Origin of the sequence: Methylobacterium sp. J-067, assembly GCF_022829465.1 — a bacterium.
Classification (GTDB): domain Bacteria; phylum Pseudomonadota; class Alphaproteobacteria; order Rhizobiales; family Beijerinckiaceae; genus Methylobacterium; species Methylobacterium litchii.
Window position 1 is genome coordinate 25,427 of the sequence record NZ_JAKSXZ010000101.1, and the last position, 21,118, is coordinate 46,544.

12 protein-coding genes and 1 pseudogene are annotated in these 21,118 nt (G+C 71.0%); 5 read left to right on the forward strand and 8 right to left on the reverse strand.

From position 1 onward, the window contains the following. The first annotated feature begins 14 nt into the window (after positions 1–14). Positions 15–953, forward strand: coding sequence for an NAD(P)/FAD-dependent oxidoreductase (locus tag MKK52_RS12420; RefSeq protein ID WP_243954169.1), 939 nt, complete (start codon positions 15–17; stop codon positions 951–953). Here the strand turns inward: MKK52_RS12420 and MKK52_RS12425 are convergent. The 3 genes from MKK52_RS12425 to MKK52_RS12435 all read right to left on the reverse strand — a co-directional run bounded on the left by MKK52_RS12425 (position 940) and on the right by MKK52_RS12435 (position 7,086). Continuing rightward, a complete protein-coding gene (locus tag MKK52_RS12425; protein WP_243954170.1) occupies positions 940–4,413 on the reverse strand; it encodes a CheR family methyltransferase in 3,474 nt (1,157 codons plus the stop codon). The genes MKK52_RS12420 and MKK52_RS12425 overlap by 14 nt on opposite strands. After that, positions 4,394–4,954: a PAS domain-containing protein gene (locus MKK52_RS12430; RefSeq protein WP_243954171.1), complete on the reverse strand. Its 561-nt coding sequence runs from the start codon at positions 4,952–4,954 to the stop codon at positions 4,394–4,396. Before MKK52_RS12430 ends, MKK52_RS12425 begins: the two co-directional genes overlap by 20 nt. Before the next feature lie 173 nt (positions 4,955–5,127). After that, positions 5,128–7,086 carry a putative bifunctional diguanylate cyclase/phosphodiesterase gene (locus MKK52_RS12435; RefSeq protein WP_409564662.1) on the reverse strand — a complete coding sequence of 653 codons (1,959 nt, stop codon included), beginning with the start codon at positions 7,084–7,086 and terminating at the stop codon, positions 5,128–5,130. Between the two features lie 339 nt (positions 7,087–7,425). Between MKK52_RS12435 and MKK52_RS12440 the strand changes: the two genes are divergently transcribed. Beyond that, positions 7,426–8,172 (forward strand): Crp/Fnr family transcriptional regulator, encoded by a 747-nt coding sequence (locus tag MKK52_RS12440; protein WP_243954173.1) that lies wholly within the window; start codon positions 7,426–7,428, stop codon positions 8,170–8,172. Positions 8,173–8,175: 3 nt separating this feature from the next. On the opposite strand, the gene MKK52_RS12445 is transcribed toward MKK52_RS12440, so the two are convergent. From MKK52_RS12445 to MKK52_RS12460, 4 genes and pseudogenes are all read right to left on the reverse strand, one after another. Beyond that, positions 8,176–9,660: a diguanylate cyclase domain-containing protein gene (locus MKK52_RS12445; RefSeq protein WP_243954174.1), complete on the reverse strand. Its 1,485-nt coding sequence runs from the start codon at positions 9,658–9,660 to the stop codon at positions 8,176–8,178. A 221-nt stretch (positions 9,661–9,881) separates the two neighbouring features. Beyond that, a pseudogene (locus MKK52_RS12450) lies at positions 9,882–13,061 on the reverse strand (efflux RND transporter permease subunit); the annotation flags it as partial. Between the two features lie 11 nt (positions 13,062–13,072). Next, the gene (locus tag MKK52_RS12455) at positions 13,073–14,317 is read right to left on the reverse strand and encodes an efflux RND transporter periplasmic adaptor subunit (protein ID WP_243954176.1); all 1,245 of its coding nucleotides are present in this window, start codon (positions 14,315–14,317) and stop codon (positions 13,073–13,075) included. A gap of 91 nt (positions 14,318–14,408) precedes the next feature. Beyond that, complete coding sequence (locus MKK52_RS12460; RefSeq protein ID WP_243954177.1) at positions 14,409–14,795, reverse strand: hypothetical protein; 387 nt, start codon at positions 14,793–14,795, stop codon at positions 14,409–14,411. A gap of 293 nt (positions 14,796–15,088) precedes the next feature. Between MKK52_RS12460 and MKK52_RS12465 the strand changes: the two genes are divergently transcribed. From MKK52_RS12465 to MKK52_RS12475, 3 genes are all read left to right on the forward strand, one after another. Continuing rightward, positions 15,089–16,921, forward strand: a complete 1,833-nt coding sequence (locus MKK52_RS12465) for an ATP-binding protein (RefSeq protein WP_243954178.1) — start codon at positions 15,089–15,091, stop codon at positions 16,919–16,921. 2 nt (positions 16,922–16,923) lie between these two features. Next, positions 16,924–18,597, forward strand: a complete 1,674-nt coding sequence (locus MKK52_RS12470) for a putative bifunctional diguanylate cyclase/phosphodiesterase (protein ID WP_243954179.1) — start codon at positions 16,924–16,926, stop codon at positions 18,595–18,597. A gap of 148 nt (positions 18,598–18,745) precedes the next feature. After that, the gene (locus MKK52_RS12475) at positions 18,746–18,940 is read left to right on the forward strand and encodes a hypothetical protein (RefSeq protein WP_243954180.1); all 195 of its coding nucleotides are present in this window, start codon (positions 18,746–18,748) and stop codon (positions 18,938–18,940) included. Between the two features lie 31 nt (positions 18,941–18,971). Here the strand turns inward: MKK52_RS12475 and MKK52_RS12480 are convergent, their stop codons facing one another. Continuing rightward, positions 18,972–20,909 (reverse strand): PAS domain-containing methyl-accepting chemotaxis protein, encoded by a 1,938-nt coding sequence (locus MKK52_RS12480; RefSeq protein WP_279597806.1) that lies wholly within the window; start codon positions 20,907–20,909, stop codon positions 18,972–18,974. Positions 20,910–21,118: the final 209 nt, after the last annotated feature.

Here is a 21,118-nt window from a genome sequence, read left to right on the forward strand (position 1 = left end):
GGAGGTTTGGACGGATGGAGCGGATCGCGATCGTCGGCGCCGGGATGGCGGGCCTCGCCTGCGCGGAGGCCCTACGGGAGCGGGGCTTCGCGACGGCCCTGTTCGACAAGGGCCGCAAGCCCGGCGGGCGGATGTCGAGCCGGTCGGGGGACAGCCCGGCCGGGCCGGTCGGGTTCGACCACGGAGCGCAATACATGACCGGGCGCGATCCCGCCTTCGTCGCCCGGCTGGCGGCCTGGCGGGAGGCCGGGCTCGTGGCGCCCTGGCCCGCCGCTGGGGCGGAGGCCTGGGTCGGGGTGCCGGCCATGAACGCGCCCCTCGTGGCGCTCGCCCGCGACCTGCCCGTCCGCTGGGAGACGCGGGTCGACGGCCTCGTCCGCGAGGCGACCGGCTGGCGGCTGCGGGTCGATGGGCTCGACGAGCGCGGGTTTTCGGCGGTGCTCACGGCGATCCCCGCCGAGCAGACCGGCCCCCTCCTCGCGGACCACGCCCCCGCCCTCGCCGAGGTCGCGCGGGAGACGCCCTCCGCGCCGTGCTGGACGGCGATGGCCGCCTTCCCCGCCCGCCTCGATGTCGCCGGGGACGTGCTGCGCACGGACGGCGCCATCGGCTGGGCGGCGCGCAACTCCGCCAAGCCCGGCCGCCCGGCCACCGAAGCCTGGGTGATCCAGGCGGGGCCGGACTGGTCCCGCGCCCATCTCGAAGAGGAGGCGGACGCCGTGGCGCAAGACCTGCTCGCCGCGTTCTTCGCCGCCGCCGGCCTCGCCCCGGTGGCGCCCTCCCTGCTGAAGGCCCATCGCTGGCGCTACGCGCGCTCCGGCGCCGCGCGGCGCGAGGTGCTGTGGGATCCGGGCACGCGCCTCGGCGCCTGCGGCGACTGGCTCACCGGCCCCCGCGTCGAGAATGCATGGCTCTCGGGCCGCCGCCTCGCGGAGGCCGTCACGACCGGGTGAGGACGAGGCCCGGCAGGTTCAGGACGAGCTTGAGCCCGGTGTCGTCGTGCTCGCGCTCCACCGAGGCTTCGAGCTGGCGCAGAGACATCTCCACCAGCAGGGAGCCGAACCCCCGGCCGGGGCGCGGGCTGGCGACGCTGGTCACGCGCTCGATCCAGGTGAGGGTGAGCCCGTCTGGGACCCGCTCCCAGGTGACGGAGAGGGACCCGTCGTTGGAGCCGAGCGCCCCGTACTTGACGGAGTTCGTCGCCCATTCGTGCAGGATCATCGCCAGCGACGAGACGTGGCGCCAGTCCACGGCGACCAGCGGCCCGTCGATCGTCGTCGGGACGTGGTCGCGATAGGGCCTGAGCGTCGCGTTGATGAGCCCCGCGAGGTCGCTCATCCCCTGCGTGCCCGTGGGGTCGGCCAGCGAATGCGCGCGGCCGAGGGCGGAGATGCGGTCGCGCATGTCGGAGGCGAAGACCCCGATCTCCTTGTGCGTGCGCGCGCCCGCCGAGATCATCCCGCCGATGATGGCGAAGAGGTTCTTCACCCGGTGGTTCATCTCCCGCAGCATCAGGTCGCGGGTCTCGGCCAGCGCGTATTCCGGCGACACGTCGATGCAGACGCCCACGACCCGCTTGCGGTCGCCGCTGCGGGTCAGGCGGCCGTAGCTGCGGATATGGCGGGAGGCGTGCTTGCCCGCCCGCACCCGCAGCCGCGCCTCGAACTCGTCGAGCCCGTGCGAGACCTCGCCCAACGCCGTCTCCAGCGCCTCGCGGTCCTCGGGGAAAACGCGGGAGACCAGGGTCTCGGTGCCGTGCGGCGTGTCGGGGGCGAGGCCGAACATCGCCCCGGCCGTGCTGTCGAAGACGATGGTCGCGGAATCGGGGCTGTATTCCCACACGCCGATGCCGCCGGCCTTGACCGCGAGGTCGAGCCGTTCCCGCTCGGAGGCGAGCTGGCGCTCCAGCGCCAGGGCCTCGGTGATGTCGGTGAGGACCAGGGTGGCGCCGTCGATGCTACCGTTCTGCTGCCGGTAGGGCAGCACGCGCAGCGACAGGGTGCGCGCGCCGTCGCGGGTGAGGATGCGGCGCTGGATCACCGTGCTGCCGGCGACGATCGCCTCGGCGTCGTGCAGGTAATCCTGCCCCGCGAGCCGGCTCGACACGTCGGCCAACGGCCGCCCCCGGTCGCTCGGCTGAAGCGGGAAGATCGTGGTCGCCGCCGTGGTGAAGCTGCGCACGCGCAGGGCCCGGTCGAGGACGATGACCGCGAGGTCGGTCGATTCGAAGAAGTTGCGCAGGTCGGCGTTGGCGATGGTCAGCGCCTCGACCTTGGTCTTCAGTTCGTCGTTGACGGTGGAGAGCTCCTCGTTCGTCGATTGAAGCTCCTCGTTCATCGACATCATTTCTTCGTTGGAGCTCTTCAGCTCCTCGTTCGTCGTCTCCAGTTCCTCGACGGTCGAGCGCAGCTTGTAGCGGGTGCGCAGCAATTCCTCTTCCAGCGCTTCGACGTGGTCGCCGCCGGTGTCCATTTCCATCAGGTCGAGGTCGTTCGACGGCTTGAAGGCGCCGATGTCCCGGATGATGAGCAGCATCGAGCCGTCCGGCAGGGGATCGCAGATCGCCTCCACCGTCTGGATGCCGTATTCCGACTGGACGTCGACGTCGCGCACCACCACGCGCTTGCGGGCGTCGCGGGTCTGGCGCAGCAGAGGGCCGATCACGTCGCGCAGGCCGGGCCGGGCCAGGGTGATGGCGCTGGTGCCGCCCGCGCGGCTCACGGGGAAGTCGAAGTAGCGGCTCAGCCGTCCGTAGGCCGCGATGATGCCGCCATCCTCGTTCAGCACCATGCTCGGCGGGGCGTAGCGCTCCACCACCCGGCGCACGGCCACGGTCTCGTCGCCGATGGAGGGCTCGCGGCGCTCCGGGCGCTCGCCGCGCGGGGCATCGCCCCGGCGGGCGCCGCCGGGCAGGTCGATCGGGTATTTCGGGGCGCCGGGCGGGCGCTCGAACAGGCGGGCGTGCTGGTCGATGGCCGGGAAAAGCTGCTCGAACCGGCTCACGCTCTCGGAGGGGCCGAGGAACAGGTAGCCGCCGGGCCGCACCGCGTAATGGAACAGCGGCACCACCGATTGCTGCAACCGGTCATCGAAATAGATCAGCAGGTTGCGGCAGGAGAGGAGGTCCACCCGCGAGAACGGCGGGTCCTTCACGAGGCTGTGGCTGGAGAAGCGGATCAGGTCGCGGATCTCGGGCGCGATGGTGAAGCGCTCGGCATGGGGCACCACGTAGCGCTCGCGCAGGTGGGCGGGGATGTCGGCGAGCGCGGCGGCCGGATAGGTCGCGTCGCGGGCGATCTGGAGCATCCGCTCGTCGATGTCGGTGGCGAAGATCTGCACCGCCGCCGGCACGTCCATCCGCCGGGCGGCGTCGGCGAACAGCATGGCGATGCTGTAGGCCTCCTCGCCGCTGGAGCAGCCGGGGATCCAGACCCGCAGGTCCTCGTCGGGGTTGCGGGTGCGCAGCAGGGGCTCGATCGCCCGTTCGCGCAGCACCTCGAACATCTCCGCGTCGCGGAAGAAGCGGGTGACGTTGATGAGGAGGTCGCGGAACAGCGCCTCGCACTCGTCCTTGTCGGCCCGGACGCGGGCGAGGTAGGCCCGGCCGGAATCGAGCCCGAGGACGTGCATCCGCCGCTCGACCCGGCGCACCAGGGTGGTGCGCTTGTAGCCCGCGAAATCGTGGCCCACGGCGGCGCGGATCACCCGGCAGAGGTCGTCCACGTGGTCGGCGACGAGGTCGGCCTGCTCGCCCGCGCCGTCGTGGCTGCGGCGGCGGAAGAAGGCGGCGAGGCAATCCACGATCTCGCCCGCCGGCTGGACGAAATCCACGAGCCCGGTGCCGACCGCCGAGAGCGGCATGCCGTCGTAGCGGGCCGAATCCGGCTGCTGCACCACGCAGACGCCGCCATGCTCCTTGATGGCCCGTAGGCCCGTCGTGCCGTCCGCCCCGGTCCCGGAGAGGATCACGCAGGCCGCGTTCGCCTGCTGATCGACGGCGAGGGACAGGAAGAAGTCGTCGATGGGCCGGCGCAGGCCGCGCGGCTGCACGAACTGCGTGAGTTCGAGCACCCCGTTCTGGATGGCGAGCCCCCGCCCCGGCGGGATAATGTAGACGCGGTCGCCCGCGATCCGCTCGCCACCCTCGCACTGGAGCACTTCCAGCTCGGTGTGCCGGTCGAGGAGCTGGGCCAGCATGCTCTCGTGGTTGGGGTCGAGGTGCTGGACGATGACGAAGGCCATGCCCGTCGGGAAGCGGGCGCGGGCCAGCATCTCGCGCAGGGCTTCCAGGCCGCCGGCGGAGGCGCCGATCCCGACGACGGGGCCGGTGAACGGTACGGACTCGGCCTTCTCGGGACCGTCGTGGATTTCGGAGGCGCCCGCCCCGGCGTCGTCAAGGAAATCCTGGTGCATCGAGATCCGCGAGGGTGAGCTTCGCCTGCGCAACGGTGGCGACGGTGTTGGCGATGATCATCAGCGAGCCCTCGATGACCATGCCGCTTTCGGCCAAAGCCGGGCCGAGCCGGGAGAGGGTCCGTCCCAGTTCGTTATCGTAGGCGGAAAGTAGCTCCGGTTGCGAGCGGCTGACATCGAATTGGGATGCGAAAAGAAAGCGCACCTCCCCCGAGAGAGCCGTCAGTTTCGACATGTAGAGGAGGTTGACGAAGGGCTTCCCGTCCTTGCGGAAATTGAGGATCGTGGTCCGCACCGAGGCCTGCCGCCCGGCCTCCAGGAAGCTGCGGATCTTGGCGCGCGGCTGCCGGTTCTCGGCGTCGCGCTGGAGCATGCGGCAATTCCGGCCGATGACCTCGGCGTCGTCGTAGCCGGTGAGCGCGCGGAACGGCTCGTTGACGAGCAGCAGCGGGTTGTCCTCGGTCACGTCCGCCAGGGCGAGCGCGATGTGCGAGGCCTCGAAATACTGCCGGAGTTCGCCGGGAATGTCTTGGCTGGGCACGGCCGCTCCTTGATCGCCTCCGCTCGCGGGATCCGCGCAGGCGCTGCCCCTACAATCGGCGCGTGCATGCGGAAGCCCGTCGCCTCATGCGGGCATGGGGCGGATATGGCAAGCATCGCCGCCATGGCCAGGGCGGGCGGTCGATGCGCCACGGGCGGGCGCGGGCGGTCCCCTCAGGCGGAGAGGCGCAGGGGCTCGCCGCCGGACTCGTCCTCGGCGAGGCGGGCGAGGAGGTCGCCGATCGGCATCGGGCGGCCGACGAGGTAGCCCTGGATGTAGCGGCAGCCGTGGCGGCGGGCGGCCTCGCGCTGGTCCTCCGTCTCGATCCCCTCCGCGATGCCGTCGAGGCCGAGGTTGCGGCACAGGCTGAGGATCGTGGCGATCACGCTCCCGCCGACCTCGGTGTCGGCGGCGGCCATGAAGCTGCGGTCGATCTTGATCTTGTCGAGGGGCAGGCGGTGGACGTAGCCGAGGCTCGAATAGCCGGTCCCGAAATCGTCGAGGGCGATCTTGATGCCCAGGGCCCGCAGGGCGACGATCGCGGTCTTGGCCTGCTCGAAGTCGCGCATCAGCGCGGTCTCGGTGAGTTCGAGGGTGAGCCGCCGGGGGTCGAGGCGGCTCTCGCGCACGGCGGCGATGATCGCGTCCACCGTCTCGGGGGCGGCGAGGTCGTGCGCGGAGAGGTTGAAGGACAGGCCGACCCGGTGCGGCAGGCGGGCGGCGTCGGCGAGCGCCTTGCGCAGCAGCAGGAGCGTGACGGCGTGGATCATGCCGCTGCGCTCGGCGGCGGCCACGAAGCGGTCCGGCGGGACCTGCCCGAGGACGGGGCTCGTCCAGCGCGCCAGGGCCTCCACCAGGGTGATCGCCCCGGTCTCGGTGTCGAGGATCGGCTGGTAGTGCATCCGCATCTCGGCGGGCAGGTCGGCGGTGCGCAGGGCGGTCTCCACCGCCCGCTCGGCGCGGATCGCGTCCTCGTGGACCTGCGAGAACAGGGTCGTCCGGCCCCGGCGGTGCAGCTTGGAATGGTAGAGCGCGTAATCGGCGCGGTCGAACAGGGCCGCCGCCTCGCGGCCGGCGCTCGGGAACTTGGCGAGGCCGCAGGAGCATCCGGCCACCACCCGGATCTCCGCCAGCCGGATCGGCTCCTGCAAGGCCGCGCAGATCCCGTCGCAGAACGCGATCACCGTCGCGGGCGCCGCCGGATCGCGGATGAGGACGCCGAACTCGTCGCCGCCGAGGCGGGCGAGGGTCACGCCGGGCCCCGCGAAGGCGGCGAGGCGCCGCCCGGTCTCGGCCAGCACCCGGTCGCCCGCCGTGTGGCCGTAGGTGTCGTTGATCGGCTTGAACTGGTCGAGGTCGAAGATCGCCAGGGCGAAGCGCCCGTCCTCGGCGGCGCAGGTCCGGGTCAGGTCTTCGAGGTGCTGGAAGAAGTAGCGCCGGTTCGGCAGGCCGGTGAGGCTGTCGGTGTGGGCGAGGCGGGCATTCTCGTCGGAGAGCCGGCTCGCCTCGGCCTTCGAGGCGACGAGTTCCACGAAATCCCGGTAGTTGCTGGTCAGGATGCGCACCATCACCGCCGTCACGAAGGCGGTGTCGACGGCGACCGCCAGGAAGACCTCGTTCCCGCTGAGGAGGCAGCAGACGAGGAACACGGCGAGCACCGTGCCGGTGCTGATGTAGGCGGCGGCCGGCAGGTGCGTCAGGCAGAAGGTGCAGGCGATGATCGTGACGCTGATGAAGATCGCCACGTGGTACTGCTCGTAGGGGCCGCCGTAGTCGCGCAGGGCCACCGCCCAGCCCACGAACACCGCCGAGAGGATGGCCGTGAGGGTCGTCGTGACGTTCAGTTGCCGGATCGCCTGCGCCTCGGTCAGCGTCTCCGGCCGGATCCGCCACCACGTCGCCGCGCGCGCGAAGCAGATGAAGACGACGAGTACGGGAAAGACCAGGGTCAGGAGAGCCGGGGCGACGCGCAGATGCGTGGCGGCGAGCGTCCAGGAATTGACGCAGAGCAATCCGTAGAGGGTCGGGATCTGCTTGCGCAGTTCCGACACCTGCCGCGTGGCCGGCAGTGTCTCGGCGCGCCGCACGAGGAGGGCTGTCAGCGGATGATGGAAACGAATTCGCCTGAACATTGCGCCCGCGCCGGAATGATCTTCCGCAATGTAATTTGAATTAATTAAAGGTCGCTTGCACCATTCTCTGACATCGCAAGGGAAGAGGTGAGGATGATCCTTCCACGATCAATCTATCGCGCAAACGTGAGAATCTATATCTGTCCATTTGCGAGAGCGATCGGGTGAACGTCGGGCGATCCGGGATGGCCTTCACAGGGATCGATCCCGTTGCGGTAAGGCACCGCCGGGGCCACCGACCTTGACCGGACTCAAAAGGTCCCGCAGCCCCTGCGAAAGGGGCGGAAGGGCCGGGCGAATGCCCTATAATCGCTGCCGGCACGAGGGGGGGGGTCAGCGATGGCAGAGACGATCCAGGCGGACACCAATCCCTTCGTCCGCAAGATCGAGAGCGTGGCGCTGTTCGACCTGTCGGACTCCGAGCGGGCGGCTTTGGTCGGGTTGCCGCTGCACGTGGCGGAGTACGAGACCGGGCAGGACATCGTGGTGGAGCACGACCGGCCGAACCGGTGCTTCGCGGTGCTGAGCGGGATCGCGGCGACCTACAAGACCACCGAGGACGGGCGGCGGCAGGTGACGGCCTACCACGTCCCCGGCGACGTGCCGGATTTCCAGAGCCTGCATCTGGAGGTGCTCGATTTCAGCATCTGCGCCGTGGCGCCGCTGCGCATCGGCTTCGTGCAGCACGAGGCCCTGCGCGCGCTGTTTGCCGCCGAGCCCCGCCTCGGCGACGCGTTCTGGCGCACGACGCTGATCGAGGGCTCGCTCGCCCGGGAATGGATGCTCAACAACGGCCGGCGGGAATCCTACCCGCGCATGGCCCACCTGTTCTGCGAGTTGATGATCCGCCTGGAGATGGTCGGCCTCGCGGCCGACAATTCCTGCGGCCTGCCCCTCACGCAGTACGAACTCGGCGACGCGCTCGGCATCACCTCGGTCCATGTGAACCGGATCCTGAAGGAGCTGCGCGAGAGCGGCCTCATCACCCTCGGGGGCGGGCGCCTGACGATCCACGATTGGGACGCCCTCGCCAAGGCCGGCGAGTTCGACCCCACCTACCTCCACCTGCGCCACATGGACGGCTGAGCCTCAGCCGGCCGCCGAGAGACGCGGCGGCGGGTGGCTTTCCTGCGCCCCGGCATGGCAGACGCGGTCCCGCCCCTGCCGCTTGGCGGCGTAGAGGGCCGCGTCGGCGGCGTCGATCCAGCCCTGCAGGCTCGCGGCGGGGGCGAGCGCGCCATGGGCCATGCCGACGCTGAGGGTGAGGATGCCGCGCGGATGGTCGGCATGGGGCAGGCCCAGGGCGGCGACGCCCGCGCGCACCGATTCCGCCAGCATCGCGGCCTCGCCGGGCTCGCAGCGGACGAGGAGGGCGAATTCCTCGCCCCCGACCCGGAAGGCGCTGCCGCCGGCCTGCGCCGCGCGCCCGCACAGCACGGCGGCGACCTGCTTCAGCGCCCGGTCGCCGGCCGGGTGGCCGTAGCGGTCGTTGAAGCCCTTGAAATGGTCGGCGTCGATGCTGAGCAGCGCCCAGCGCGCCCGCTCGGCGGGCTCGGCGCAGCGGGTGACGCTCACCTCGAAATGCCGCCGGTTCCACAGGCCGGTCAGGGCGTCGGTGGCGGCGAGCCGTTCGAGTTCGGCCCGCGCGGCCAGGGCCTGCCGCTCCGCGCGCTCCCGGCGGCTGAACTCCCGGTGCAGCAGCCCGACGACGCCGAGGATCCCGAGGCTCAGGAGCAGGGCCAGCGCCAGGACGATGTGGGTCTGCGGCTTCCAGGCCCGGTCGATGGCCGTGGCCGGCAGGAACACCGACAGGCGCAGCGGCCAGGGGCCGACCTGCCGCGCCTCCCGCAGGCCCGGCGCGTCGGCGGCGGTGGGCTGCCCGGTGTTCATCACCTCGCTTCCGTCCGTGAAGTCGAGGGTGACGGTGAAGTCGCGGCTGCCCTTCAGGCGGTCGAGGACCTCCCGGAAATAGGCCAGCTCGATCGCGCCCACGATGACGCCGGCGAAACTGCCGTCCGCGTAGGCGAAGCGGCGGCTCAGGGGGATCATGTCCCGCCCGCTCAGCCGCGTGCGCCACGGGCGGCCGATGAACAGGCCGGTCTCCAGCGCGTCCCGGTGGATCGTGAAATAGAGCCGGTCGGACCCGTCGAGGCGGCGCGGGACGAGGGAGCCCGAATCGAGGAAGGCGTGGCCCTTCTCATCGAGGACGAGGATCGAGCCGTAGCCCCGCGCCTGCGACACCCGGTCGAACAGGCCGAGGTGGCGCAGTTCCGGCGAGGCCCCGTCGAGGGTAGGCAGGTTCAGGCGGCTCGACACGGTCATCAGCGACAGGTCGTAGAGTTCGATGTCGCGCGCGATCGCCCGCTCGCTGGTGCCGAGCAGGCCGAGGGCGTCGTGGCGGGCGCTGTCCCAGGCCTGCCGGCGCAGGTCGTGGATCGTCCAGGCGGTGTAGATCCACATGCCGCCGACCACCACGAGGGCGAGGGCGGCCAGCAGACGGCGCGGCGTGGCGGGTGCCGTAGCCCCCGCCGCCTCGTCGGAAGCCCCCGTCTCTGCAGCCCGGTTCGCGCGCATCGTCCCTCGTGGGCTCGGCCCAATGCCGCCCGCTCCTCACCACAGGTTGCTCACCGGGGGTTAGAGAAAACTTGCGAATTGCGGTCTCCTGCGACTTTATCCCCTTCGATAGGACGCCGTTGCTGCTCGTTTTGCGCCGATCTCTTCGCGTTGGGCTCACGGCCAAGTGATCGGCTCCGTTCGACAAGAACAGGTCGGCTCGTCGGGCCGCCGCCGGGGGGCCGGCCGAACCGGGCATAGAGGCCCGGCAAAACCACGAGGGTGAGGAGCGTCGCGCTGATCAGCCCGCCGATCACCACCGTGGCGAGGGGGCGCTGGATCTCGGCCCCGGTCCCGGTGGCGAGCGCCATCGGCACGAAGCCGAGGGAGGCGACGAGCGCCGTCATGGCCACCGGCCGCAGCCGGGTCGCGGCGCCCTCGCGGATCGCCTCACGCAGGGGAAGCCCCCCGGCGGCGAGACTGCGGATCGCGCTGATCATCACGAGGCCGTTCAGGACCGCGACGCCGGAGAGGGCGATGAAGCCCACCGCCGCCGGCACCGAGACCGGCATGTCCCGCAGCCACAGGGCGAGGATGCCCCCGGTCAGCGCCAGGGGCACGGCGCTGAACACGAGGAGCGCGTCGCGCACCGAGCCGAGCGCCGAACCGAGGAGCAGGAGGATCAAGAGGAAGCAGGCCGGCACCACCGCCGCGAGCCGGCGCTTGGCCGAGGCGAGGTTCTCGAACTGCCCGCCCCAGGTCAGGGCGGAGCCCGCCGGCAGGGCCACCGCCTGTCCCACCTGAGATTGCGCCTCGGCCACCACCGAGCCGATGTCCCGCCCGCGCACGTTGGCCGTCACCACCACCCGGCGGCGGCCGTTCTCGCGGCTGATCTGGTTCGGCCCCTCGGTGACGGAGAAGGATGCGACCTGCTTGAGCAGGACCGAGCCCGCCCTCCCCCCGGCGCCGGGCGGCAGCGGCACGGGGATATTCTCCAGCGTCTCGCGGTCCTCGCGGACCCGGTCGGTGAGGCGCACGACGATGGGGAAGCGGCGGTCGCCCTCGAACACCACCCCCGCCTCGCGCCCGCCGATGGCGGCGCCGATCACGTCCTGGATCGCCCCGGTGCTGAGGCCGTAGCGGGCGGCCTCGGCCTTGTCGATCCGGATGTCGAGGATGGGCAGGCCCTCGATCTGCTCGACCTTCACGTCCTCGGCGCCCGCGATGCCGCGCAGGATCCCGGCGATGCGGTTCGCCGTGGCGAGCAGGGGCTCGAACTCGTCGCCGAACAGCTTCACCGCGAGGTCGCCGCGGGTGCCCGCGAGCAACTCGTTGAAGCGGAGCTGGATCGGCTGCGAGAACTCGTAGACGTTGCCCGCGAGCTGCCCGACCGCCGTCTCGATCCGCGCCTGCAGGTCCGCCTTGGGCAGGGCCGGGTTGGGCCACTGCCCGCGCGGCTTCAGGATGACGAAGGTGTCCGAGGAGTTCGGCGGCATCGGATCGGAGGCGACTTCGGCCGTGCCGGTCTTGGAGAAGACCGTCGCGACCTCGGGGAAGGCCAGGACCGCCTTCTCGACCTTCAATTGCATCGCCTGCGACTGGGTGAGGGAGGTCGAGGGGATGCGGGTGGCGTTGAGCGCGATGGCCTCCTCGTCGAGTTGCGGGATGAACTCGGTGCCGAGCCGGGTCGCGAGGAGGCCCGCGCCTGCGAGGAGCGCCAGGGCGAGGGCGGCGAAGGCGAAGGGCGCCCGGATCGCGGCGTCGAGGACCGGCCGGTAGGCGGCCTTCATCCCCCGGACCAGGGCGTTGTCCGTTTCGCTCACCCGTCCGGTGAGGACGATGGCGAGGAGCGCGGGCACGAAGGTCAGCGACAGGACGAAGGCGCAGGCCAGCGCGATGATGACGGTGAGCGCCATCGGCTCGAACATCTTGCCCTCCACCCCGGTGAAGGTGAGGAGCGGGACGTAGACGAGGATGATGATCGCCTGTCCGTAGAGGGAGGGGGCGATCATCTCGCGGGCCGAATCCCGCACGGTGGTCAGCCGTTCCTCCAGGGCGAGGGGCCGCCCGAGGGCGTGCTGGCGCTCCGCGACGTGGCGCAGGGCGTTCTCGCTGATGATCACGGCGCCATCGACGATCAGCCCGAAATCGAGGGCGCCGAGGCTCATGAGGTTCGCCGAGATCTTCGCCTCGACCATCCCGGTCATCGTCATCAGCATGGCGACGGGGATGACGAGGGCCGTCACCACGGCCGCGCGGATGTTGCCGAGCAGCAGGAACAGGATCACCACGACGAGGAGCGCCCCCTCGGAGAGGTTTTTCGCCACCGTCCGCACCGTGGCCTCCACGAGCTGCGTGCGGTCGAGGACGATGCGGATCTCGATGCCGGGGGGCAGGGAGCGGCGGATCGCGTCCATCCGCGCCGTGACGGCCTCCGCCACCGTGCGGCTGTTCTCGCCGATGAGCATGAGCGCGGTGCCGATCACCGCCTCGGCGCCGTCCTCGCTGCCGGAGCCGGTGCGTAGGTCGCGCCCGATGCGCACGCTCGCCACGTCCGAGATCCGCACCGGCACGCCGCCGCGCGTAGCCACGACCACGTTGCCGATGTCGGCCATGCCCTCCAGCCGGCCGGCGGCGCGCACCACGTAGCTCTCGCCGTTGTCCTCCAGGTAGCGGGCGCCCTGGTTGGCGTTGTTCGCCTCCAGCGCCCGGGCCACGTCCGCGAAGGAGAGGTCGAGGGAGGCGAGCACGGTCGGATCGGGCTGGACGTGGTACTGCTTCTCGAACCCGCCGATGCTGTCGACCCCCGCCACCCCCGGCACGGTCCTGATCTGCGGCCGGACGATCCAATCCTGCACGGTGCGCAGATACGCCTTCCGTTCGAGGTCGCCGGTCAGGCGCTGGCCCTCGGGGGTGCGGTAGCTGCCGTCCTCCTGCCAGCCGGGCTTGCCGGCGGCGGCGGGCCGGCGCGCGTTGGCGTCCGCGAAGCGCACCGACCACATCACGATCTCCCCGAGGCCGGTGGAGATCGGCCCCATGGCGGCCTGGGCGCCGGGGGGAAGGTCCCGCGCCACCTGCGCGAGGCGTTCGGCCACCTGCTGGCGGGCGAAGTAGATGTCGAGCTTTTCCGCGAAGACCGCCGTGACCTGCGAGAAGCCGTTGCGCGAGAGCGAGCGGGTGTAGTCGAGCCCCTTGATGCCGGCGAGGGCGGCCTCGATCGGGTAGGTGACCTGCTTCTCGATGTCGACCGGCGAGAGCGAGGGGGCGAGCGTGTTGATCTGCACCTGGTTGTTGGTGATGTCGGGCACCGCGTCGATGGGCAGGCGCGTCGCCGCGGAGAGCCCGAATCCGGCGGCGAGCAGGGTGAGGAGCAGCACCAGCCAGCGGCGCCGGACGGCAAAGTCGAGGATGCGGTCGATCATGTCCGGTCTCCTCAGTGGCCGTGCTCGGCTTCGCTCTTCCCGAGCTCGGCCTTGAGGAGGAAGCTGTTGCCGACGACGACCTCCTCCCCCGGCGACAGGCCGGAGACGACCTCCACCGCGTCGTCGTCGGCGCGGCCGAGTTCGACCTCGCGCTTGGCGAAGCCGTCGGGCACCCGCACGAAGACCACGCGCTTGCCCTCGATCGTCTGGAGCGCCGGCTTCGGCAGGCGCACGGCGACGGGATCCTCCGCGATGCCGATCTCGGCGGTGACGTAGGTGCCGGGGCGCCACGCCATGTCCGCGTTCGGAAGCGCCACGACGACCCGCGCCGAGCGGGTCTCGGTGTTGAGGAGCGGGCTCACGAAGATCACGCGGCCCCGGCCGACCGGGGTCTCGGCCCCCTGCCCCCGCCGCACCGCCACCGGGGCGCCGTCGCGCACGTCCGCGAGGTCGGAGGTCGAGACCGCGAGGTCGATCCAGACGCTCGACAGGTCGGCCACGGTGTAGAGGTCGGCGGGGTCGCCCTCCTTGCCGACCGCCGTGCCGACATCGACCTTGCGCTCCACGATCCGCCCGCCGAGCGGCGCGCGCAGCTCGTACTGGCGCAGGGTCGAGGCGTTGGGGGTCGCCTCGTCCCGCTTCTGCGCGGCGGCGACCTCGGCGGCGGCGAGGCCGAGCGCCGAGAGCTTCTGCCGGGCGAGGTCCAGGCGCAGCTGGTTCTCCTGGAACAGGGCGCGGGCGTTCTGCCACGCTGCCTCGGAGACCGCGCGGGAGGCGAGCAGCTTCTCCTGGCGCTCGAAATTGGCCTTCTGCAATTCCGACTGGACGAGGGCCGTCAGGTAGTCGCTCTTGGCGTCGGCGACCTCGCGGCTGTCGAGGATCGCCACCACGTCGCCCTTGGCGACCTCGTCGCCCAGGCGCTTGCGCATCTGCGAGACCGTACCGACCACCCGCGCCGGGACGCGGGCGATGCGGTCGGCATCGGGCGTCACCGTGCCGGGCACGAGAACGTGGCGGGACAGGATCCCGCCGCGTACCGGCGCCACCGCGATCTCCTGATCGCGGATCTGCTCCGGCGTCATCCTGACGAGCCCTTCGCCCGCCTCCGCCGGGCCGTGGTCGTGATCGTGTTCGTCCGCGTGCGCGGCCGGGGTCGGGGCCGGCGGGGAATCCCTGGCCGGGCCGAGGGACAGGGGGATGGCGGCGCCCGCGAGGAGGCCGGCGGCCACGAGGGCCGCGCTCGAAAGGATGCGCATGGAACAGGCTCGGCCGGGATCGCGGGCCTCTTGGCCTCGCGCGATCGGTTGCGGTCAGGGGACGGATCGGACCACGCGGGTCCGCGTCGCCTCAGGCGCGGGGGGGCCGGGGGAGCCTGTCGGGGACGACCGAGGAGGCCGTCACATGGGTGCGGGCGTAGCGCGGGCGCGGCGAGGCGGCGGGCGGGGCGAGGCCCGCCTCGCAGGGGGTCGCGCTCACGTGGCAGCCGCAATGGGCGTGGCAGACGAGACCGGGATCGGCCGCCTGAGGCGCGGCCTCCGCGACGGCGCCGGCCTGTCCGAGGGTGAGTGCGGTCCCGTCATGGTGCCGGTGGAACGCCAGATCCTCCGCGAGCCCGGCCGCCGGCACCGCGAGGGCCAGGGCGAGGACGAGCGCGATCATCCGGGCGGCGGCCTGCCACCACCCGCCAGCCGCTCCTGAGGCCCCGAAGGCCCCCTGTCGACGTGCCGCGATCATCCTCCCTCCTTATGGGCGATGTCCGGGCTCGGCACAAGCAACGCCCCCCGCATTGCTTGAGTTACTGCGATAGAACACGCAAACTAATCAACTCAGATGACAAATGATGCCACGGCTAAAACCGACACAGAGAATGATCTCGCCACAATTCAGACCGTGTTAATGAGATTGCGCGGCGGCGCTGTATAGGAATTGTCAACAACAACCGGGCATTGTGCCGAACGGGAAGCGGCGCGATCGCGTTCCCCGGTGTCGCTCTCGCGCAGGCCACACGCCGGCCAGGGGTTTTTCGGATGTTCAGCACGGCAGGCATCTCCGACGAGGGCGAGTCGGCGGCGCGGATCGGGACGGTGGCGTCCATCGACGGGCTGAAGGTCAACCTCGCCCTCGAGTCGCAGGCCGGCCGGCCGAGCCACCGGGTCACGGTCGGCCGGTTCGTGCGCGTCCAGGCCGGGGGGGCGGTCCTCGTCGGCATCATCACCGCCCTCACCTCGCGCAGCGAGCCCGGCGGCGGGCTGTCGGCCTTCGCAGGCCTCGACCTCCTGGGTGAAATCCTCACCGAGGGCGGGGAGAAGCGGTTCCGCCGGGGCGTGGCCCGCTACCCGGCCATCGGCGACGAGGTCGAGCTTCTGCCGCGCGCCGACGTGCGTGCGGTCTATCAGGTGTCCGGCGGCGACAACGTGCCGGTCGGGACCCTCTACATGGACCCCGAGACCCCGGCGAGCATCCGGGTCAACGACCTCCTGTCCAAGCACTTCGCCGTGCTGGGGGCGACCGGGGTCGGCAAGTCGAGCGGCGTCGCGGTGATCCTCGACCGGGTGATGAGCGTGCACGAGAGCGTGCGCGTCTTCCTCCTCGACGTGCACAACGAATACGCCTCGTGCTTCGGGGACCGGGCAAACATCGTCACCCCGCGCAACCTCAAACTGCCGTTCTGGCTGTTCAACCTCGAAGAGATCACCGACGTGATCTATGGCGGCCGTCCGCCGGTCGACGAGGAGATCGAGATCCTCGCCGAGGTGATCCCGCTCGCGAAGACCAAGTACCTCCAATACAAGGAGGCGGCCGACCGGCAGATCGTGAAGCGGGGCCTCAACAAGAACGCCGGCTTCACCGTCGACACGCCGGTCCCCTACACCCTCCAGGATCTGACGCTGCTCATCGACGAGCGGATGGGCCGCCTGGAGAACCGCGCCTCGCGGATGCACTATCACCGGCTGATCTCGCGGATCGAGACGATCCGCAACGATCCCCGCTACGGCTTCATGTTCGAGAACGCCAATGTCGGCGGCGACATGATGGGCGAACTCCTGGCCCACCTGTTCCGACTGGAACCGGACGGGCGGCCGATGACCATCATGCAGCTCGCCGGCCTGCCGACCGAGGTGGTGGACGCGGTGGTCTGCGTCCTCTGCCGCCTCGCCTTCGAGTTCGGGATCTGGAGCGAGGGCGCGGTGCCGCTGCTCCTCGTCTGCGAGGAGGCCCACCGCTACGCCTCGGCGGACCGCTCCGTCGGCTTCACCCCCACCCGCCGCGCCCTGTCGCGGATCGCCCGCGAGGGCCGCAAGCACGGGGTCTTCCTCGGCCTCGTCACCCAGCGCCCGGCCGAGCTCGACCCGGCGATCATCTCCCAGTGCAGCACCCTGTTCGCCATGCGCATGACGAACGAGCGCGACCAGGCCTTCCTGGCCGCCGCCGTGTCGGACGCGGTGAACCTCCTCGCCTTCGTGCCCTCCCTCGGGACGGGCGAGGTGATCGCCTTCGGCGAGGGCGTGCCGGTGCCCGCGCGCATGACCTTCAGCCAGCTCCCCCCGGGGCGCCAGCCGCGCAACGACGTGAGCGGGCGGATGCCGGAGGAAGGGCGGGCGCAGCCCGGCGGCCCCTTCGTCGGCGCGGTGGTGGAGCGCTGGCGCGCCGCGACCATGAGCAAGCCCTCCGGCCTGGACAGCGAGGGCTCGGTCGCCGCGCGGCTCGCCCGCGAGGCCGGCCCGGAGCAGGGCAACGCCCCCGCCCTGGACCAAGCCCACCGCCGGCTGCTGCGCCGCCCGCTGGAGGCCGGCGACGCCGTCTCCGGCCCGGCGGAGGCCGGCAGCCGCCTCGTCCGTTCGCTGTGGCAGCAGGAGTGAGCGTGAGCGAGTCGGCCCATCCCAGCCACCGCCGTCATCTCCTCGAGTCCGCCATCCAGGCGCTGCCCGTGGGGATGGTCGTGCACGACGCGCAGGGCCATTGCATCCTGGCGAACGCCGCCGCGCGGCACCTCGACCCCGAGGCGACCCTCGACCTGCCCGCCCCCGACGGCCCCCCGGCCGCCGGCCGCGCGGTGGCCGAGGTCGGCGACCGGGTCGTGGAGGCGCAGGCGCGCCCCCTTTCCGTGGACAGCGAGGACTTCACCCTCACCACCCTCCTCGACGTCACCCAGCACCACCGCATCCAACGCGACCTGATCGGCCGGGCCTATATCGACGCGCTCACCGGCCTGCCGAACCGGCTGATGTTCGAGCAGAGCATCGAGGAACTGATCGCCGGGGCGCAGCGCTCGGACCGCTTCGCCCTGGCCTTCATCGACCTCGACAACTTCAAGCACATCAACGACTATTACAGCCACGCGGCCGGCGACACGCTGCTGCGCAAGGTGGCGGAGCGGATCCGGGGCTCCCTGCGCCCGAGCGACATGCTCGCCCGCCTCGGCGGCGACGAGTTCGTGCTGCTGCTCAACCCGGTCCACGACCGCGACGCGACGCTCGCCGGCGTCTCCGAGATCTCGGAGCGGCTGAAGCAGCCCTTCTTCATCGACGGCCACGAGATCTTCGCCTCGGCCTCCATGGGCCTGAGCCTCTTCCCCGACCACGGCACCACCTACGAGACCCTGCGGCGGCAGGCCGACAGCGCCATGTACCGCGTGAAGGGCAGCGTGAAGGGTGGCGTCAGCGTCTTCGAGGAGGCGATGAGCCAGGCGGCCACCGCCCGCATGGCGGTGGAGCAGCGCCTGCGCCTCGCCATCCGCGACCGCTGCTTCTGCTGCGCCTTCCAGCCCAAGGTCGACATGCGCACCCATGCCGTGAAGGGCGTGGAGGTGCTGCTGCGCTGGCGCGACGAACTCGGCGTGATCCAGGCGCCGGGGGATTTCGTCGGCCTCGCCATCGAACTCGGGCTCATCAACGAGATCACCCTGCAGGTGCTCGCCGAGACGGTGCGCGCCATCCCCGACCTCGACGACATGTTCGGGGACGAGATCACGGTGAGCCTCAACATCGCGGCCAAGCAAGCCTGCGACGTGCCGTTCATGACGGCCTTCTGCGAATCCCTCGGCCAGACCGGCCTCGCCCCGCGCTTCATCCTCGAACTGACCGAGGAGGCGTTCTTCACCAAGGGCCGGTTCCAGCGGGAGGTGCTGCCGCGCATCCGCGCCATCGGCGCCCGCGTCTCCATCGACGATTTCGGGGTGGGCTATTCATCCCTGGCCGCGCTGGCCGAGATCACGGCGGACGAGTTGAAGATCGACCGCTCCTTCATCACCGACATCCACCAGCGCCCGCGCAGCCAGATCGTGCTCAAGGCGATCGAATCCCTCGGGATGGCGCTCGGCATGTCGGTCGTGGCCGAGGGCGTCGAGACCCACGAGGAGGTCGCCTACCTCCTCGCCGCCACCCAGATCCGCTGCGCGCAGGGCTATTACTTCGCCCGGCCGATGCTGATCGACCAGATCCGCCTGGAGCATGTCCGCCATCCCGGCGAGCGCCCGGTGGAGCGCCAACGCCGCGCCGCCACGATGCGCGAACCGCTGATGCGCCGTCACGCGTGAGGATTTCGTCCAGTATCGCCGACGGTGCCGGCAAATTAGGAACGCGTATTGGTTTTGCACGATAGTATCGTGCAAATGATACATCGACGATAGATCTTCAGCGCGACGATTGGTAAAATCGCGGGTGTGCGATTCGAGGAGCGTCGCCATGCCCTATACGATCCGCGCCGAGCGGAATGCCCAACCCCGCTCGGAAACCCGGGTGCAGCCTTCGAGCGCGGTGGTCCTGGCCATGCGCTGGGCGGAGGAGGGCTACCAGACCATCCGCATCATCGACGAGGCGGGCCGCACCCTCGACATCCGGACGGCGCAGCAGCGCCTCGCCCGGGGCCTTCGCCTCTGAGGCCGCGCCCCCGGTGCGGGCGCGGCCGGGGTCACGCGGCCGCGGCGATCGTCCGCGCCGGATCGAGGAACTGCACGTTCACCGTCGAGGCCGCGCGGTGCCGCGTCGCGCAGGCGAACCGGCGCCCATCCGTGTCGATGACGAGGTCGAACCGCTCGGGCACCCGCCCGTGCGCGGGCACGTGCAGCCGGGCGCCGCCCTGGGTCAGGTCGCGGATCGAGCAGGCGAGCGGCTCCTGCCCCGCCGCGTGGATATGGGCCGGCAGGAGGACGCGGGTGCGGCGCTCCGAGCGGCGCTCCTCCATGCCCTCCGTCCAATCGTCCAGGCTGGTGCCGATGGTGGAGACGCCCTCCGCCGCCTGCCGCATGCTGGCGAGGATGTTCCCCGTGGCGCGCGACTGGTCGTCCATCGAGGTCTTCACCCCGTCGACATGGGCGCTGATCGTGCCGATCGCGGCGGTGATCGAGGCCAGCGTCGCCGCCACCTCGGCCGAGACCGCCTGCATCCCCACCACCTCGCCGCCGATCCGGGCGGTGGCGGCGGCGGCCTGCCCCGCCAGGGCCTTCACCTCGGTGGCGACGACGGCGAAGCCCCGGCCAGCCTCGCCCGCCCGCGCCGCCTCGATGGTGGCGTTCAGCGCCAGCAGGTTGATCTGCTGGGCGATGCCCGCGATCATCGTCGCGACGTCGCCCATCGCGCCCGCCGCCGCCGTGAGCCGCTCGGTCGCCCGGTCGGCCTCGCCCGCCCGGCCCTGGATGTCGTCCACGACCTCCTTCGACCGGGCCATGCTGTCCGAGATGGCGTGCGCGGCGACGTTCATGTGCTCGGCCGCGCCGGTGATGGCCTGGACATGCGCCAGGGTCCCCTCGGCCGCGTCGATGGCCGTCGAGCGCGCCGCCATGTTGGCGGTGACGTCGGTGGCGTATTTCACGATCTTGGTCAGCCGCCCGGCCGGATCGAAGATCGGGTTGTAGCTCGCCTGGATCCAGATCGCGCTGCCGCCCTTGCCGACGCGCTGGAACAGGCCGGCGGCGAAGGCGCCCCCGCGCAGCCGGTCCCAGAAGGCGGCGTAATCGGTGGATTGCGCGTAGCCGGGCTCCACGAACATCGCGTGCGCGCGGCCCCGCACCTCCTCGATCGTGTAGCCGACCGTCCCGAGGAAGTTGGCGTTGGCGTCGAGCACCGTGGCGTCGGGGGCGAACTCGATCACCGCCTGGGAGCGGTGCACGGCGGCGAGCTGGCCGGTGGCGTCGGCGGTGCGCAGCTTCTGTTCGGTGATGTCGGTGGCGAACTTCACCACCTTCATCGGCACCCCGTCGCGGTCGCAGATCGGGTTGTAGGTCGCCTGGATCCAGATCTCACGCCGGCCCTTGGCGATGCGCCGGAACTCGCCGGAGGCGAACTCGCCCCGGCCGAGGCGGTCCCAGAAGCCGCGATACGCCGCGCCCGCCTGCTCGGCGGGATCCACGAACAGGCTGTGGTGACGCCCCTGGATCTCATCGAGCCGGTAGCCGACCGCGGCGAGGAAGTTGGCGTTGGCGGTCAGGATCGTGCCGTCGAGGGCGAACTCGATGACCGCCTGGGAGCGGTGCAGGGCGTCGAGCTGGCCGTCGTGGTCGATGGCGCGCAGAACCTGATCCGTGACGTCGGAGGCGAACTTGACCACGCGGACGACCCGCCCGGCCCTGTCGAGCACGGGGGTGTAGGTCGCCTGGATCCAGACCGCCCGCCCGTCCTTGGTGATGCGCCGGAACTCGCGCGTCTGCGACGCGCCCCGGCGCAGTTCGTCCCAGAAGGCGCGGTAGCTCTCGCTCGCGTGCTCGGCCGGAGGCACGAACAGGCTGTGGTGACGGCCCACCACCTCCGCCAGGGTGTAGCCCATCAGGCCGAGGAAGTTGGCGTTGGCGGTCTGGATGGTCCCGTCGGGCGTGAACTCGATCCGGGCCCGCGACCTGTCGAGCGCCGCCATCAGGGCGCGAAGGTCTGTTTCGAAGAGGCGCACCCGAACGTCCCCACCACCACAACTCTTATCAGGGAGTTGTAGAGGTTGGACGTTAAACGATCATCACCGGCGCTATTTTCATCATCGCCTGTGCTGCGCGATGTTGACGCAATATAACTCAGGTCAGCAATAGGTCGCGAGCGGGGACTTGTCATATCGGAAAACGACGTTAACGG

What these genes read in the sequence shown, in the direction of transcription:
- MKK52_RS12445 (WP_243954174.1), bottom strand. Translation starts at nt 9,660, where the DNA reads ATGCGCGCGAACCGGGCTGCAGAGACGGGGGCTTCCGACGAGGCGGCG.
- MKK52_RS12440 (WP_243954173.1), top strand. Translation starts at nt 7,426, where the DNA reads ATGGCAGAGACGATCCAGGCGGACACCAATCCCTTCGTCCGCAAGATC.
- MKK52_RS12465 (WP_243954178.1), top strand. Translation starts at nt 15,089, where the DNA reads ATGTTCAGCACGGCAGGCATCTCCGACGAGGGCGAGTCGGCGGCGCGG.
- MKK52_RS12435 (WP_409564662.1), bottom strand. Translation starts at nt 7,086, where the DNA reads ATGTTCAGGCGAATTCGTTTCCATCATCCGCTGACAGCCCTCCTCGTG.
- MKK52_RS12455 (WP_243954176.1), bottom strand. Translation starts at nt 14,317, where the DNA reads ATGCGCATCCTTTCGAGCGCGGCCCTCGTGGCCGCCGGCCTCCTCGCG.
- MKK52_RS12425 (WP_243954170.1), bottom strand. Translation starts at nt 4,413, where the DNA reads ATGCACCAGGATTTCCTTGACGACGCCGGGGCGGGCGCCTCCGAAATC.
- MKK52_RS12475 (WP_243954180.1), top strand. Translation starts at nt 18,746, where the DNA reads ATGCCCTATACGATCCGCGCCGAGCGGAATGCCCAACCCCGCTCGGAA.
- MKK52_RS12480 (WP_279597806.1), bottom strand. Translation starts at nt 20,909, where the DNA reads ATGGCGGCGCTCGACAGGTCGCGGGCCCGGATCGAGTTCACGCCCGAC.
- MKK52_RS12460 (WP_243954177.1), bottom strand. Translation starts at nt 14,795, where the DNA reads ATGATCGCGGCACGTCGACAGGGGGCCTTCGGGGCCTCAGGAGCGGCT.
- MKK52_RS12420 (WP_243954169.1), top strand. Translation starts at nt 15, where the DNA reads ATGGAGCGGATCGCGATCGTCGGCGCCGGGATGGCGGGCCTCGCCTGC.